The organism is Leucobacter ruminantium, from assembly GCF_017565705.1.
GTDB classification, from domain to species: domain Bacteria; phylum Actinomycetota; class Actinomycetes; order Actinomycetales; family Microbacteriaceae; genus Leucobacter; species Leucobacter ruminantium.
Window position 1 is genome coordinate 50,362 of the sequence record NZ_JAGDYL010000008.1, and the last position, 14,014, is coordinate 64,375.

Annotated in this window: 15 protein-coding genes; 6 read left to right on the forward strand and 9 right to left on the reverse strand. The window is 70.0% G+C overall.

Annotated elements, in window-relative coordinates; genetic code table 11:
- Positions 1-108: 108 nt before the first annotated feature.
- From J4H91_RS06615 to J4H91_RS06635, 5 genes are all read right to left on the reverse strand, one after another.
- Positions 109-1,197, reverse strand: a complete 1,089-nt coding sequence (locus tag J4H91_RS06615; protein ID WP_208045471.1) for an ATP-binding cassette domain-containing protein — start codon at positions 1,195-1,197, stop codon at positions 109-111.
- Position 1,198: 1 nt separating this feature from the next.
- Positions 1,199-2,035 carry an ABC transporter permease gene (locus J4H91_RS06620; RefSeq protein ID WP_208045472.1) on the reverse strand — a complete coding sequence of 279 codons (837 nt, stop codon included), beginning with the start codon at positions 2,033-2,035 and terminating at the stop codon, positions 1,199-1,201.
- A complete protein-coding gene (locus tag J4H91_RS06625; RefSeq protein WP_208045473.1) occupies positions 2,032-2,877 on the reverse strand; it encodes an ABC transporter permease in 846 nt (281 codons plus the stop codon). Before J4H91_RS06625 ends, J4H91_RS06620 begins: the two co-directional genes overlap by 4 nt.
- Positions 2,878-2,946: 69 nt before the next feature.
- Positions 2,947-4,080, reverse strand: coding sequence for an extracellular solute-binding protein (locus tag J4H91_RS06630; protein ID WP_208045474.1), 1,134 nt, complete (start codon positions 4,078-4,080; stop codon positions 2,947-2,949).
- Positions 4,081-4,304: 224 nt separating this feature from the next.
- Complete coding sequence (locus tag J4H91_RS06635) at positions 4,305-4,607, reverse strand: hypothetical protein (RefSeq protein WP_208045475.1); 303 nt, start codon at positions 4,605-4,607, stop codon at positions 4,305-4,307.
- A gap of 103 nt (positions 4,608-4,710) precedes the next feature.
- Here J4H91_RS06635 and proC point away from each other — a divergent pair, with 103 nt between their 5' ends.
- Complete coding sequence (proC, locus tag J4H91_RS06640; RefSeq protein ID WP_243752723.1) at positions 4,711-5,577, forward strand: pyrroline-5-carboxylate reductase; 867 nt, start codon at positions 4,711-4,713, stop codon at positions 5,575-5,577.
- Positions 5,578-5,591: 14 nt separating this feature from the next.
- Here the strand turns inward: proC and J4H91_RS06645 are convergent, their stop codons facing one another.
- Positions 5,592-6,257: a potassium channel family protein gene (locus J4H91_RS06645; RefSeq protein ID WP_208045476.1), complete on the reverse strand. Its 666-nt coding sequence runs from the start codon at positions 6,255-6,257 to the stop codon at positions 5,592-5,594.
- Positions 6,258-6,377: 120 nt separating this feature from the next.
- On the reverse strand, positions 6,378-7,799 hold the full coding sequence (locus tag J4H91_RS06650) for a TrkH family potassium uptake protein (protein ID WP_243752735.1): 1,422 nt from the start codon (positions 7,797-7,799) through the stop codon (positions 6,378-6,380).
- A 105-nt stretch (positions 7,800-7,904) separates the two neighbouring features.
- Between J4H91_RS06650 and J4H91_RS06655 the strand changes: the two genes are divergently transcribed.
- The 4 genes from J4H91_RS06655 (at position 7,905) to J4H91_RS06670 (ending at position 9,354) form a co-directional block, all read left to right on the forward strand.
- Positions 7,905-8,384 (forward strand): ArsR/SmtB family transcription factor, encoded by a 480-nt coding sequence (locus J4H91_RS06655; RefSeq protein WP_208045477.1) that lies wholly within the window; start codon positions 7,905-7,907, stop codon positions 8,382-8,384.
- Positions 8,385-8,476: 92 nt separating this feature from the next.
- Positions 8,477-8,575: a 30S ribosomal protein bS22 gene (locus J4H91_RS06660; protein WP_005504750.1), complete on the forward strand. Its 99-nt coding sequence runs from the start codon at positions 8,477-8,479 to the stop codon at positions 8,573-8,575.
- Positions 8,576-8,686: 111 nt separating this feature from the next.
- Positions 8,687-8,980 carry a glutaredoxin family protein gene (locus J4H91_RS06665; protein WP_208045478.1) on the forward strand — a complete coding sequence of 98 codons (294 nt, stop codon included), beginning with the start codon at positions 8,687-8,689 and terminating at the stop codon, positions 8,978-8,980.
- Between the two features lie 71 nt (positions 8,981-9,051).
- Entirely contained in the window at positions 9,052-9,354 is a 303-nt protein-coding gene (locus tag J4H91_RS06670) for a Dabb family protein (RefSeq protein WP_208045479.1), read from the forward strand.
- A gap of 11 nt (positions 9,355-9,365) precedes the next feature.
- Here J4H91_RS06670 and J4H91_RS06675 read toward each other — a convergent pair whose 3' ends face one another.
- Both J4H91_RS06675 and J4H91_RS06680 read right to left on the reverse strand, forming a co-directional pair.
- Positions 9,366-10,058 (reverse strand): SDR family oxidoreductase, encoded by a 693-nt coding sequence (locus J4H91_RS06675; RefSeq protein WP_208045480.1) that lies wholly within the window; start codon positions 10,056-10,058, stop codon positions 9,366-9,368.
- Positions 10,055-12,181: an FAD/NAD(P)-binding protein gene (locus J4H91_RS06680; protein WP_208045481.1), complete on the reverse strand. Its 2,127-nt coding sequence runs from the start codon at positions 12,179-12,181 to the stop codon at positions 10,055-10,057. Before J4H91_RS06680 ends, J4H91_RS06675 begins: the two co-directional genes overlap by 4 nt.
- A 192-nt stretch (positions 12,182-12,373) precedes the next feature.
- On the opposite strand from J4H91_RS06680, the gene J4H91_RS06685 reads away from it, so the two are divergent.
- Positions 12,374-14,005 (forward strand): TIGR04028 family ABC transporter substrate-binding protein, encoded by a 1,632-nt coding sequence (locus tag J4H91_RS06685; RefSeq protein ID WP_208045482.1) that lies wholly within the window; start codon positions 12,374-12,376, stop codon positions 14,003-14,005.
- Positions 14,006-14,014 lie beyond the last annotated feature (9 nt).

Sequence of the window (14,014 nt, forward strand, 5' to 3'; positions counted from 1 at the left end):
TCGAAACCCGGGGCCGCTCCCTATGATTTCGACTCGCTCCGCTCGCTCAATCAGCGGAAGGTGACGGCTTCGCCTCGCTCAAGCAGCGGAAGACTCGCTGGCGCTCGCTCAGTCGGCGGGCGCGACCGTGACCGGTTCGGGCGAGAACGCGACCGCGACGCGGTCGCCCGCCGCGAACGCCGCATCGGCGCCGTGCTGAGAGGCCAGCGTCACTCCGTCGTCGAACTGCACGACGGTGCGGCGGATCGCCCCGAGGAATCCGCTCGACACCACGACCGCCTCGAGCGCGGAAGGCGTGCCCGCGGCGGCGGATCCCTCGCCCGCGATGGGAGCGAGGCGCACGTGCTCGGGACGCAGATAGGCCGTGACGCGCGAGTCCGCCGCCGCACCGCCCGCGATCACCGGGAGCGCGGCACCGCGCACCACCACCCGATCGCCCGAGAGCTCGCCCTCGATGCGGTTCGAGAGCCCCACGAAGTCGGCCACGAACGGCGAGTTCGGGCGGCGGTAGAGCTCCTCCGGCGTGCCGAGCTGGGCGATGCGGCCGCCTTCCATGACCGCGACACGGTCTGAGACCGCGAGCGCCTCTTCTTGGTCGTGGGTCACGAACACCGTGGTGATGCCGAGCTCCGTCTGAATCGCACGGATCTGCTCGCGCAGCCGCACGCGCACCTTCGCGTCGAGCGCCGAGAGCGGTTCGTCGAGCAGGAGCGCGCGCGGCCTGGTGACGAGCGCGCGGGCGAGCGCGACGCGCTGCTGCTGCCCGCCGGACAGCTCGTGCGGGAATCGTTCGGCGAGGTGCGACAGGCCGACGATCTCGAGCATCTCGGCGCTGCGGCTCGCCCGCTCCTCCTTCGCGATGCGCCGCATGCTCAGCCCGAACTCGACGTTGCGCGCGACCGTGAGGTGCGGGAAGAGCGAGTACTGCTGGAACACCATGCCGATGTCGCGACGGTTCACGGGCACATCCGTGACGTCCTGCTCGCCGATCAGCACGCGGCCGCCCGAGACGGCCTCGAGACCCGCGATGCAGCGCAGCGCGGTCGTCTTGCCGCAGCCGGAGGGCCCGAGCAGGCAGACGAGTTCGCCCGGCTCGAGCGCGAGATCGACGCCGTGCAGCACCGTCGTCGAGCCGTAGGCCTTCGTGACCTGCTCCAGGCGGACGGATGAACCGGCGGATGAGGGGGTGGTGGGCACGTCAGGACTCCTCGGAGTGGGTGGAACGGGTGCGGCGGCGCGCGCGGCGCCTCGGCGGGCCGCCGGTGCTGCTCACCGCGAGCAGCACGAGGAAGGCGCCGACGAGCGACAGCAGCGAGACGATGACCGCGACGAACGGATCGGATTTCGAGACCTGCAGCAGAGCGACCTGCAGGGTGGTGCGGTTGAGCAGCGACGAGACTGTGAACTCGCCGAGCACGATCGCGATGGTCAGCAGCGAGGCGGCCAGCAGCCCCCGGCGCACGCCGGGGGCGATGACGCGCACGAGCACCGTGCCCCACCCCGCGCCGAGCGAGCGCGCGGCCTCGGCCCGGGTGCGGGCATCCATGCCGTGCAGGTCGGCGACGATCGCCCGGTAGGCGAACGGCAGCACGAGCACGCCGTAGGCGAGACTCAGCGACCACACGCCCGAGCCGAACATCTGCCCGATCACTCGGTAGATCGGCGCGAAGCCGACCACCAGCACGATCGCGGGGATCGCGATCGGCAGCACCGTCAGCAGGTCGAGGGCGCGCTGCAGCCTCGGGAAGCGCAGGTGCACGAGCACGATCGTCGGGAAGAAGAGCGCGAGCACGATGACGAGCGAGAGGCCCGCGAGCACGAACGAGTTGCCGATGCCCTTGAACAGGACGCGGTACTTGCGCGCGTTCTCGGGGTCGAAGAGCGCGGCCCAGTGCTCGGCGCCGTAGCCGCCCGACGTCTGCCGCAGCGTGAACTCGAGCATCGCCAGGAGAGGGATCAGGAAGACGCCGCCGATGATCGCGATGACGGTGTAGGAGACCGCGCGCGAGGGACGGCCGGGAACTCTCGCGCTCATCGCTGCCACCTCGCGGCCCTGGCCATGAGACGGCCGTAGACGAGCATGACGATGGTCATCACGACGATCATGCCCAGGGCCAGCACGCCCGCGGTGCCGGCGTTGCTGCCGCCGGTCTCGCCGATGAGCGCCGCACGGATCTGGAGCGGAACGATCTGGGATCCCTGGCTGATGAGAGCTGCCGCCGTCGCATACGACGAGAACGCGTTCGCGAAGAGCAGCAGCAGCGAGCCGAGGAAGGCGGGGGCGAGCACGGGCAGGCCGACGCGGGTCCAGTACGACCAGCTCGAACCGCCGAGCGTGGCCACCGCCTCGGCCCAGCCCGGCTTGAGCGCGCTGACAGCCGGAAGGAAGGTGATCACCATGAGCGGCACCTGGAAGTAGAGGTAGGGCAGCACGAGGCCGGGCAGTTCGTAGAGCCACACGCCGCCCGAGTAGATGTCGATGCCGAGTCGGTCGCGCAGGATCACGGTGACGATGCCCTGGATGCCGATGGTCGCGATGAATGCGAACGCGAGCATGACGCCGCCGAACTGGGCGAGCACGGAGCTCGCCGAGTCGACGATGCGACGCAAGGGGCCGCGCTCGGAGAGCGGGGCGAGCGCCCAGCACAGCACCGCGCCGATCAGGGCGCCGAACACCGCGGTGAGCGCGCTGACCCACACGCTCGCGCCGAATGCCTCTCCGGTCGCCGGAGTGAACAGCACGCCCAGGTTCTGCAGCGTGAAGCCGTCGGCGCTGAAGAAGCCGCTGCCGACCGCGAGCAGCGTCGGCACCGCGAGGAAGAGCAGCACGTAGACCGCGAACGGCGCGAGCCCGAGTGCCGGGAGAAGACGTTTCATGGTTTCGAGAGTAACGAAGGGAAGGCGCAGGCCCCGCGAGCCGGGCTCGCGGGGCCTGCGGCGCGACCGCTACTTGATCGTGTTCGCCCAGCGCTCGGCGAGCACCGCGTTGGCGGCCTCCGTCTGCGCCTGGTCGGGCGAGATCCAGTCGGCGCTGTCCGTGCCGAAGGTCGCCTCCTCGATGAGCTTCTCGTCGACGGCGCCCGACTCCTTCAGCGCATCGACGCGCACGGGAACGGCGTTCGCCTCGAGGAAGAGCGCCTGCGCCTCGTCCGAGAAGATCCACTCCTGCCACAGGCGGGCGGCGGCGGGGTGCGGGGCGTCCTTGTTGATCGCCTCGTTGTAGAAGGAGACGTAGGCGGGGCCGGGCAGCACCGTCGTCTCCCAGCTCGGCTTGTCCTTCGCCGCGGCGACGTTGTTGAACGACCAGTCGAACACGGCGGGGGTCTCGCCCGAGGCGATCGTCGCCGGGGTCGGGTCGAGCGTCAGGAAGTTGCCGGCCTGGCGCAGCTCGCCCACGAAGTCGACGCCCGGGCCGAAGTCGTCGACGCCTCCGCCGTTCAGCGCCGAGATCCAGCCGACGGCCGCGAACGCCGCTCCCGCCTGCGTGGGATCGCCGTTCAGCGCCACCGCGCCGCGGTAGCCGTCGCCGAGCAGATCCTGCAGCTCCTTCGGCTCGTCGAGCTTGTCGGAGTCGTAACCGAGCGACATGATGCCCGAGTAGTTGTTCACCCAGAGGCCGGTGGCCTCCTTGTTGGCATCGGGGATCTCGTCCCAGGTCTCCACCTGGTAGGGGGCGAACTTGTCGGTGTTCTCGAGCGCGACCGCGGTGCCGAGGTCGAAGACGTCGGGGGCGGTGTCCTGGCCCTTGAGGTTCTCGGCGGCCTGGATCTCCTCGGCGCTCGACGCGTCGGGCGATGCCGAGTTCACGACGATCCCGTACTCGTCCTCGAACGCGGCGATGATCTCGCCGTAGTTCGCCCAATCCTCGGGCAGTGCGATGACGTTCAGCTCGCCCTCCGCCTGGGCCGCCTCGATCAGGCCGTCGAGCCCGCCGAAGTCGGCGGCGCTCGTCGCGGTCGCGGCGTCGACATCGGAGCCGCTTCCTCCCGAGTCGCCGCCCGAGCAGGCGGCCAGGCTGCCTCCGATGACGAGCGCGGTCGCCGCGAGGGCGGTGGAGCGCAGAATCACGCGTGACTTCACAGTGGATCCCCTTCCATTCGTGATGAGAGGCGGATCCGAGAGCCCGAAGCCCCGGCATTCCGCCTCGTCCTTACCTTCTCAGCGTATGAGAGACGGGTGGACCGAATGAATCGAATCGGTAACGTCCGGGTGAACGGGGCCGGAACGCGACCGCCCCGATCCCTCGCACGACAGCGGCGAGGGATCGGGGCGGTGAGGCGCGAGGGACCGGGTGCTCGAATCGGTCAGTTGCTCGACAGCAGCACGATCGAGCTGGTCGAAGGGGTCGCCGCGTTCGGATCGATGTAGACATCCGGCTCGAGGTAGATCTTGCCCGCCGACGGCACGGCCGACTGCACGCGATGCTTCGCCTGCAGCAGCAGCACCGACACCTCCCGCATGGTCAGGTCCGGGGCGAGATCGACCTTCGCCGCGATCAGGGATTCTCCGTCGGCCTCGCCGATGGTCAGGCTGATCACCTTCGAGATGTTCGAGCTCTCGAGCAGAGCCGCCTCGATCCTCGCCCGGTCTTCGCTGGTCGTGGTCATGCCGATCCCTTCCTCGCTGAGTGATGCCGCCGCGACACATTCTATGCCGCCCACCTTCCAGGAGGCGCATGACCCGGCCGCCGCGTTCTCTAGACTGGTCGGCATGGACGAGAACGCGGCGCCGACGGCGCAGGCCGGGGTCGAACTTCCGAGCACCGCCATGATCGGCGTGGGATCGATGGGAGGGGCGATCCTCGAGGGGTTGCGTGCACCCGGTCTGAGCATCCCCAAGCCGATCGCCGTCACGACGCGTTCGGCCGAGAGCGCGCGGCAATACGCGGACGCCGACGACGTCGCGGCATACGCGGGCGAGACCGAGCCCGATGCCAACCGTATCGCGGTTCGCGGCGCCGGCCTCGTGGTGCTCGGCGTGAAGCCGTGGATGATCGTCGACGTGGCGCGAGGGATCGCGGACGCGCTCGAACCTGGGGCGATCGTCGTGAGCGTCGCCGCGGGTGTTCCCAGCGCCGCGATCGAGGCCGTGCTGCCGGCGGGGGTGCAGGTGGTGCGCGCCATGCCGAACACGCCGTCGCACATCGGCCGCGGGGTGACCGGCGTCGCCGGCGGCGCCTCGGCCACCGCAGCCGCCGTCGAGACGGTGCGAGCGCTGTTCGAGACCGTCGGTTCGGTGCTCGTCGTACGCGAGGAGCAGATCAACGACATCGCGGCGGTCTCGGGATCCGGCCCGGCCTACCTCTTCCTCTACGCCGAGGAGATGATGGCGGCCGCGGAGCGCCTCGGCTTCGACCCCGCACAGGCGCGCACCCTCGTCGAGGGCACGATCGCGGGGGCCGCGGAACTGCTGGTGCGCAGCGGTGAGGAACCGGCGCAGCTGCGCCGGAACGTCACGAGCCCGAAGGGCACGACGGAGCAGGCGATCAAGGTGCTGCAGGCCGCCGGCTGGGGCGAGCTGTTCGACCGGGCACTCGCGGCGAACATCCGCCGTTCCGAGGAACTGGCCGCGCAGTAGCGGCGGATCCCTCGCTATCCGATCGTCGCGAAGCGCTCCACATCGGCCGCGGTGCCGCTCACGATGATGAGATCGTGGGGCGAGATCACGGTGTCCTGGGTCGCGTGGGTGAACGGCTGCCCCGGAGTCTTCACACCGACGACGGTGACACGGTAGCGCGTGCGCACGCCGCTCTCCTTGAGCGCCCGGCCCCGGATCGAGCGGGGCGGGTACATCTTGGCGATGACGTAGTTGTCGTCGAACTGGATGAAGTCGAGCATGCTGCCGCTGAGCAGGTGGGCCACACGCTCGCCGGCCTCGCGCTCGGGGTAGATGACGTGGTTCACGCCGATGCGCTCGAGAATCTTGCCGTGCGACAGCGAGATCGCCTTCGCCCAGATCTGCGGAACCCCGAGGTCGACCAGGTTCGCCGCGATGAGCACGCTCGACTCGATCGAAGCGCCCGTCGCGACCACGGCGATCTGGAACTCATCGGCGCCGATCTGCTCGAGCGCCTCGATCGAGCGCGCGTCGGCCTGCACCGCGTGGGTCACGCGGTCGGCCCACTTCTGCACGAGCGCCATGTCGGTGTCGACGACGAGCACCTCGCGGTCCTGACGGTCCAACTGACCCGCCGTCGCGGCGCCGAAGCGCCCCAGGCCGATGACGATCACCGGTGCGTCACTGCGAATGTCAACCAACGGTCTGCCTTTCTCGAGGTGCGATCACCGGTGCGGCGGTGAGCCCATTGCGAATGTCAACCAACGGTCTGCCTTTCTCGAGGCGGGATCGCCGTCGCAGCGGCGACCCCGCTGCGAATGTCAACCAACGATCGGCCTCTCTTCCGGGAGCCTGAACAGGCGGGAACGGCTCGTCGCTGCGATGGCCGAGGCCATCGTCACGGTGCCCACCCTGCCGAGCCACATGGTGGCGACGATGATGTACTTGCCCGATTCGGGCAGTTCGCCAGACAACCCCGTCGACAGCCCGCACGTGCCGAAGGCCGAGATGACCTCGAAGAGCGCGACGTCGAGCGAGACGCGGGTGATGTGCATGATGGCGGTGGTCGAGACGAGCACGATCGTCGCGCCCCAGATGAGGACGGAGACCGCGACGCGCAGCACTTCGTTCGGAATGCTGCGGCCGAAGGCCTGCATGTCGCGGTAGCCGCGCGCCTCGGCGTAGGCCGCGATGAAGAGCACCGCGATCGTGGTGACCTTGATGCCGCCCGCGGTCGATGCCGAACCGCCGCCGACGAACATGAGCATGTCGACGACGAGCAGCGTCGAGCCGTGCATCTCGAGCGGATCGATGATGCCGAGGCCGCCCGAGCGGGTCATGATCGACATGTAGCCCGCGCTGAACATCGTCTGCCCGAAGTTCTGCGAGCCGAACGTCGCCGGATTGTCCGCCTCGAGCGCCGCGATGAGCAGCCAGCCGAAGATCACGAAGATGATCGTCGTGGTGAGGGTCAGCTTGGTGTGCAGGCCGAGGCGTTTGTGCGCCCGCCAGCCGCCTCCCGTCACATAGCGGTAGAGGGCGAAGATCACCGGGAAGCCGATGCTGCCGAGGAACACGCCGACCGCGAGCACGCTGAGCAGGTAGATGTCGGTCTCGAACGGCGCGAGGCCGCCCGGCAAGGGTACGAAGCCGGTGTTCGTGAACGACGAGGCCGCGAGGTAGAAGCCGTCCCAGAGGGAGCGCCAGAAGCTATAGCCCTCGGCCATGAGGCGCGGCGCGATCAGCGCCGTGAGCGCGAGCTCGATGACGAGCACGCTCGTCGCGACCGAGGCGAGCAGGCCGCCGATGTCGCCGAGCCCGACGGCCTGGCTCTCGGACGCGCCCTTGGCCATGCGCATCGGGTTGGTGTCGCCGGCGGCGAGGAGGCGTTGGCGCAGACCCAGGCGCCGCGTCACGGTGAGCCCCAGGATGCTCGCGAGCGTCAGCACGCCGATGCCGCCGATCTGGAGACCGGCGAGGATCACGAGGTCGCCGAAGAGCGACCAGTGGGTGGCCATGTCCACCGTCGAGAGACCGGTGACGCAGATGGCCGAAACCGCCGTGAACAGCGCGTCGGCGAGCGGGGTGACCGATCCCTCGCGGCTCGAGATGGGCAGGGAGAGCAGCAGCGTCCAGGCCAGGATGAGCGCCGTGAAGACGAGGATGGCGAAGCGCGGAGGCGACGAGTGGACCAGCGCGCCCACCCACGATCCGTGGGCCGGGGCGGGGGCCCGGCGTCGCATGAAGCGTGCCCTCACGGCTCCTTCTTTCCGGCGTATCGAATGCGAATGCTGCTGTCATGCTACACACCCGACCCGCTTGCGCGCGGCTCCGGTACCCTTGAACGCATGCCAGATATTTTCGGAGTCATCGCCGACGCCACGCGTCGCGACATCCTGCAGGTGCTGCTCGAGAAGCATCTCCAGGACGGCGAGATCAGCGTGTCCGAAATCGTCGGCCAGCTGGAGATCAGCCAGCCCACGGTCTCGAAGCACCTCAAGGTGCTCCGCGAAGCGGAGCTCGTCACCGTTCGCGAGGAGGGGCAGCACCGCTTCTACTCGCTCGATCCCGAGCCGCTCGAGATGGTCGAGGACTTCGTGATCCCCTTCCTGTCGGCGGGCTTCGACACCGAGGTGACGGTCGAGTACCTCTCCGAGAGCGGCGAGCGGGTCCCGGGGCCCGAGGGCGCCGACGACTTCGCCGAGGCGGAGCAAGGCGAGGTGCTGCCCGAGGAGGCGGCCGCTGCGGCCGAGCGCATCGGACGTGCTGCGGCACGCGCCGAGGTGCGAGTCAAGGAGCTGGTCGCGCGCTTCAAGCTGCGGGCCTGAGCGCCGAGTTCGCGCTCGTCCCCGTCCGCGAGTAATATGTATGTCTTGTGGGCCACGCTACCGGTCGGCCCGAGAGACGTTGTGAGGTAACCGTGGGTTCAGTCATCAAGAAGCGCCGCAAGCGCATGTCCAAGAAGAAGCACCGCAAGCTGCTTCGCAAGACGCGTCACCAGCGCCGCAACAAGAAGTAGTCGCCGCCCTCGGGGAGCGATGCAGGCGCCGGGCCCTCGGGCTCGGCGCCTTTTCTCGTGCGCGGGCGTCTGTTCGCGCGTCGGAACCCGCTCTCGATAGACTGGTGCATCGTGAAGACCGCGCTGATCACCCTCATCGGCAAGCCCGGCTGCCACCTCTGCGACGACGCCAGGGCGGTGATCGACGAGGTGCGCGCCGAGCTCTCGGGGCGAGGGATCCCGACGGAGTTCGCGGAGCTCGACATCCTGACGGATCCCGAGCTCGCAAGGCTGCACTCCGAGGACATCCCCGTCGTGCAGATCGACGGTCGCAGGCATGCGATTCACCGGGTGGATCCGTCGCGATTCTCAGCCGCCGTCGAGCGCGCGGCGAGGAAGCGCCGCTTGCCGTTCCTGTCCCGTTAGCCGTCGGCGCCCAGGGCCGAGGGCCGGCGGAAGTCGCCCGCACCACCCAGAAACCGTAAAGAGGAACCCGAATGACCCTGCGCCACATCGTGAGTTGGAAGCTGAGCGGCGAGACCCGCGAGCAGCGCGACGCCCAGGCCGGCGAGATCGCCGACGCCCTGCTGCGCCTGAACGGCGTGGTGCCGAGCGTGCGCGCGCTCGACGTGCGCCGCAACGAACTGTTCGACGGCGACAACTACGACGTGACGCTGATCGCCGACTTCGACGACGCCGACGGGCTCGCCGCCTACGCCTCGCACCCCGAGCACCTCGTCGCCGTCGACGTCGTGAAGCGGTACGCGATCGGGCGTGTCGCCACCGACTTCACGGTCTGAGGGTAACGGGGTCAGTGTCTGGCGATCTCGACGCGCGGACGCACGGCGAGATCGGTGATCTGCACGTCGGCCGGAGCGTCGACGACGAAGCGCACTGCCTCGGCGACCGACTCGGGGCGGATGCACCGCGAGGCATCGGCGCGATCGCCCGCGAGCCCCTGCCACATCTCGGTGTCGGTGGGGCCCGGCGCGACCGTGGCGACGCGCACCCGGTGCGGTTCCTCGTCGATGCGCAGCACGTCTGCGACCGCCTTGAGCGCGTGCTTGGTCGCCGTGTAGATCGCGTTCCCCGGCGCCGGCCGGGTGCTCGCCCCGGAGCCGATGAAGACCACCGTGCCGCGCGACTCGCGCAGCAGGGGAAGCGCGAGGCGGGTGAGCACGGCCTGCGCCGTGACGTTCACGGCGAAGTGCTCGGCCCACTCCTCGGCGGGAGCGTCGGCGACGGGGTAGGCGCGCGCGATGGCCGCCGCGTTCACGAGCACGTCGAGCCGTTCGAGGCCCGCGACCCCGCCGGCGAGCCCGGTCTCGTCGGTGATGTCGAGCCGCCACTTCTCGGCGCCGGTGTCGGCGGCCACGGCGTCGAGGCGGTCGGCGTTGCGGCCGACGGCGACGACGCGATGCGTGCGCGCCAGGTCGCGGACGATCTCACGGCCCATGCCTCCGGTGGCTCCGGTGACGAGGGCGACGGGACGGGAAACGGTCATCTGGGACTCCTCACGGTGCGAAGGGCGCTGCGCGCGACCCGGTCGGTCTCCCTCAGCATAGGGGGGTCTGTGCCCGGCATCGGGCTGATGATGGTGCCGTGCACCGCCTCGTCGACGGGGATTCCCGCGATGTGCACGCTCGGATCGGGGGAGCCGTCGGCGCGCAGCAGTCGACCGGTTTCGACCTCGAGATCGAACGCCCCGGTCGCGACGGGGGATCCCTGCCGGGTCGTCACCTCGAAGGCCCGGGCGCGCCCGCTCGCGAGCAGGCTCTGCGCGAGCGGGTCGGCCGTCTCGGCGAGGCGGTGGGCGTGCATCCAAGCGTCGATCAGCACGGGGGCCGTCACCTCGGAGTCGATGACCGCCTCGGAGCGGGCTGTGAAGCCCTCGGGACCGAGTTCGACGCGCGCCTCGGGTCCGATGAAGTGCACGAGCCCCTGCCCGGCGAGTGCGAGCAGCTGCCGGTTGCGGAAGGCGGGCGGGCCGGAACCCACCATGCCGCCGAGATCGAGGAGCATCCGGTAGCCGGAGTCGCGCGACTCCGCGTCGAAGCCGCCGAGGGTGCCGACATCGCCGGCCAGCGCCCGCGCCGCGCTGATCGACCAGAGCCCGGCCTTGATCGCGCTGTCGTGGCCGAGGTCGGCCTCGCGGAGGTCATCGGCCACCCGTCGGGCGACCCACGCGTCGAACGCGGCGGGTGAATCGAAGCGCTCGTGCACGGGGCGCATCTCGGCCGGGAGATCGAGGCGGTCAGCCGGGTCCGGGATGCAGCGTGCCGCGGCCGCCCCGATGCGCTCGGCCGTGCCGATGAGGGCTGCGAACTCGCGGGAGACCTCCGGCGCCGACGCGCGGGCCGGCGAGGGATCCCCGTCCGCGCCCTGCCCGGCCAGTTCGCGCGTGAGCGCGGCTTCGATCTCGGTCCTGAGCTCGACGCTCGTCGCCGTGACGGCCGATGGGCGGACGCGGAGCAGCGTCTCGGCGTGGTCGAGGTACGCGTCGGCCACGATGCGGGGCCACAGCTGCCGGTCGAAGTCGATGGGGCGCGGCGCCGACGCCCAGTCGGCCGAGCGGGCGAAGCGCTGCGCGGGCGACGGCGGCAGCGAGCCGTAGAGCGTTTTCGCGCGGAACGGCACCCCGCGCCGCGAGGTGATGTGCAGCACGGGCTCGCGGCCCGACGGCTCGTAGCGCAGCCCGCCCGGTGCCTCCGGGTCGTCGATGAAGCGGCCGCCGCGGCCGATCGTGAGAAGCGCCATCGCATCGAAGAAACCCATGCCCAGGCCGCGCACGATGGCGTGGGCCCCCGGCGCGACGCGCTCGAACGGCTGCTCCGCGGGGCTCTCGGGGCGCACCCACACGAGCTCGGGCCGTTCGGCGAGCCGTGCTTCGAAGTCCTGTTCGGCGGGTGTGGAAGCGCGCGGCATCCAGCCGGCCGCGATGATCACTGCGTCGGCGGCGACACTGCTGCCATCGGCGAGCAGCACCGTATCGGGGCCGGAGCCGGAACCGGAACCGGCATCTGGGCCGGAGGCCGCGCCCGCCGGGCGACGCGTGTCGGCCTCTACGCCGACAGCCCGGCTGCGGTGCCGCACGACGCGCACGCGCCGCGGCAGCTCCGCGAGCGCGCGGGAGTAGCACCAGGCGAGGTACTCGCCGTAGAGCGCGCGGCTCGGGTGCGACTCGGGGCGCATCGTCGCGAGTTCGTCGCGGTAATCGGCCGCGAGCCTCGCGCGCACCGGGTGCGCTGCGAAGGTCGCGACGTGCGCGGGCGGCAGGGATCCCTCGCCCGATGCCCGCGATCCCTCGCCCGCCCGCCCGCCGTCGCGCACGAGCACGCACCACTCGTAGAGCGTGGGGCCCGGCCGCACGGGCCCCGCAACCGTGCTGCCCGGCTCGGTGAACAGCGTGACCGCGTGCGCGAGCGTGTTCATGCACAGCTCGCGGTCCTGGTCGGTACGCCAGATGCGCCCTGCGCCCGACTGCGCCTCGTCGATCACGTGGAGCTCGAGCGGTGCATCGCCCGGCAGGACCTCGTCGAGGTTCGCGCCGAGGCGCTCGATGAGCGAGGTGCCCCGGGGGCCCGCGCCGATGATGGCGATGGAGGGAGTGCGGGGCGCGGAAGGCATGGATCCGTTATACGCGGAGCGCGCTCGGATGCGCGAGGCAGATGACCGAATGTAACGACGGGCGCGGTCGACGGCGTTCATGAACTTCTGTTACACCGATACTTTCTTCTGAGTTATATCTCGCATAACAATAGCTTGTCCCGCTCGGGCCCCCGCGAATTCGCGGGCACATCACACTCAGAAGGAGTTCCCATGAAGAAGCGCCGTGTCGCCTGGATCGGAGCCATCGCGGCCGTTGCGATCGCGATGACCGGCTGCTCCGCGGGTGCGGGCGAGGGGGAGTCGTCGGGAGGCGGCACGCTCACCTACCTCGAACCGCAGACCTGGATCACGCTCTACCCGCCGCAGGGCGGCTTCTATCCGAACGGCGGCGTGATCAACCAGATCACCGACCGCCTGCTCTGGCAGAACCCCGAGACCCTCGAGCTCGAGCCCTGGATCGCCGCCGAGCTGCCAGAGGTCAACGCCGACGCCACCGAGTACGTCTTCAAGCTGCGCGAGGGCGTCACCTACTCGGACGGCACCCCGCTCGACGCCGAGAACGTCGTGAAGAACATCGACCTCTTCGGCAAGGGCGACCCCGACCGCGGCCTGCCGGTCTCCGAGGCCATCAACAACTACGACCACGGCGAGGTCGTCGACGAGCACACAGTGAGGTTCGTCTTCAGCGCCCCGTCGCCCGGCTTCGCGCAGGCCGTCTCCACGATCAACTCGGGCCTGCTCTCGAACGCGACGCTCGACCGCACGAGCGAGGAGTTCGGCCCGGGCAACGCGACGGAGATCATCGGCAGCGGTCCCTTCGTGATCGAGGACGAGAAGATCGGAAGCGAGCTCTCGCTCAAGACCCGAGAGGACTACGACTGGGCGCCGGAGTCGCGCGAGCACCAGGGCGCGGCGCGCATCGACGGGGTCGATTTCATCGTCGCGAGCGAGGCCAGCGTGCGCGTCGGCACCGTGGTCTCGGGACAGGCGGATGTCGCGCGCACCATCCCCGCGCCCGACGAGAAGCAGTTCGACGCCGACGGCCTCGGCCTCGTGGCCGCGGCGACCAACGGCGTCGACAACAGCCTGAACTTCCGCTTCGGCCATCCGCTGCTGCAGGACATCCGTGTGCGGCAGGCGCTCATCGCCGGCATCGACCGCGAGGCTATCGTCGATACGCTCTTCACCGAGAACTATCCGCTCGCCACCGGCATCCTCGCCAAGAGCGCGCGCGGTTACACCGACACGTCGAGCTTCTACGTCTACGACCAGGACCGGGCGAAGCAGCTGCTCGACGAGGCGGGCTGGAAGCCGGGCGCCGATGGGATCCGCGAGAAGGACGGGCAGAAGCTCGAGCTCACCTTCAACGAGGCGCTGCCGCAGCCGCGCTCGAAGGAGGTCGTGACCCTCATCCAGGAACAGCTGGCGGAGATCGGCGTCGGCGTGAAGATCTTCCCCGGAGACCAGGTCGCGCAGGACGAGGCCCAGCGCAGCCTCGACACGATCCAGGTGTTCCACTCGATGGTGGGCCGCGCCGACTTCGACGTGCTGAAGTCGCAGCTCTACTCGGGCAACCGCAACGCACTCGTCAACAAGAACCCCGACACCGGCCAGATCTCGGACCCGGAACTCGACCGGCTGCTCGCGGCGATCGCCTCAGTTCCCACGACCGAGGAGCGCGAGGCCGCCTCGGCTGCGGCCCAGCAGTACATCGCCGATCAGGCCTACGTGCTGCCGCTGTTCGAGGAGCCGCAGGTGTTCGGCCTGCGCGACGCGGTGCAGGGCTTCACCACGGAATCGATCGGACGCCCCTCGTTCTACGACGTGACGCTCGAGGGGTGAACCGCATCC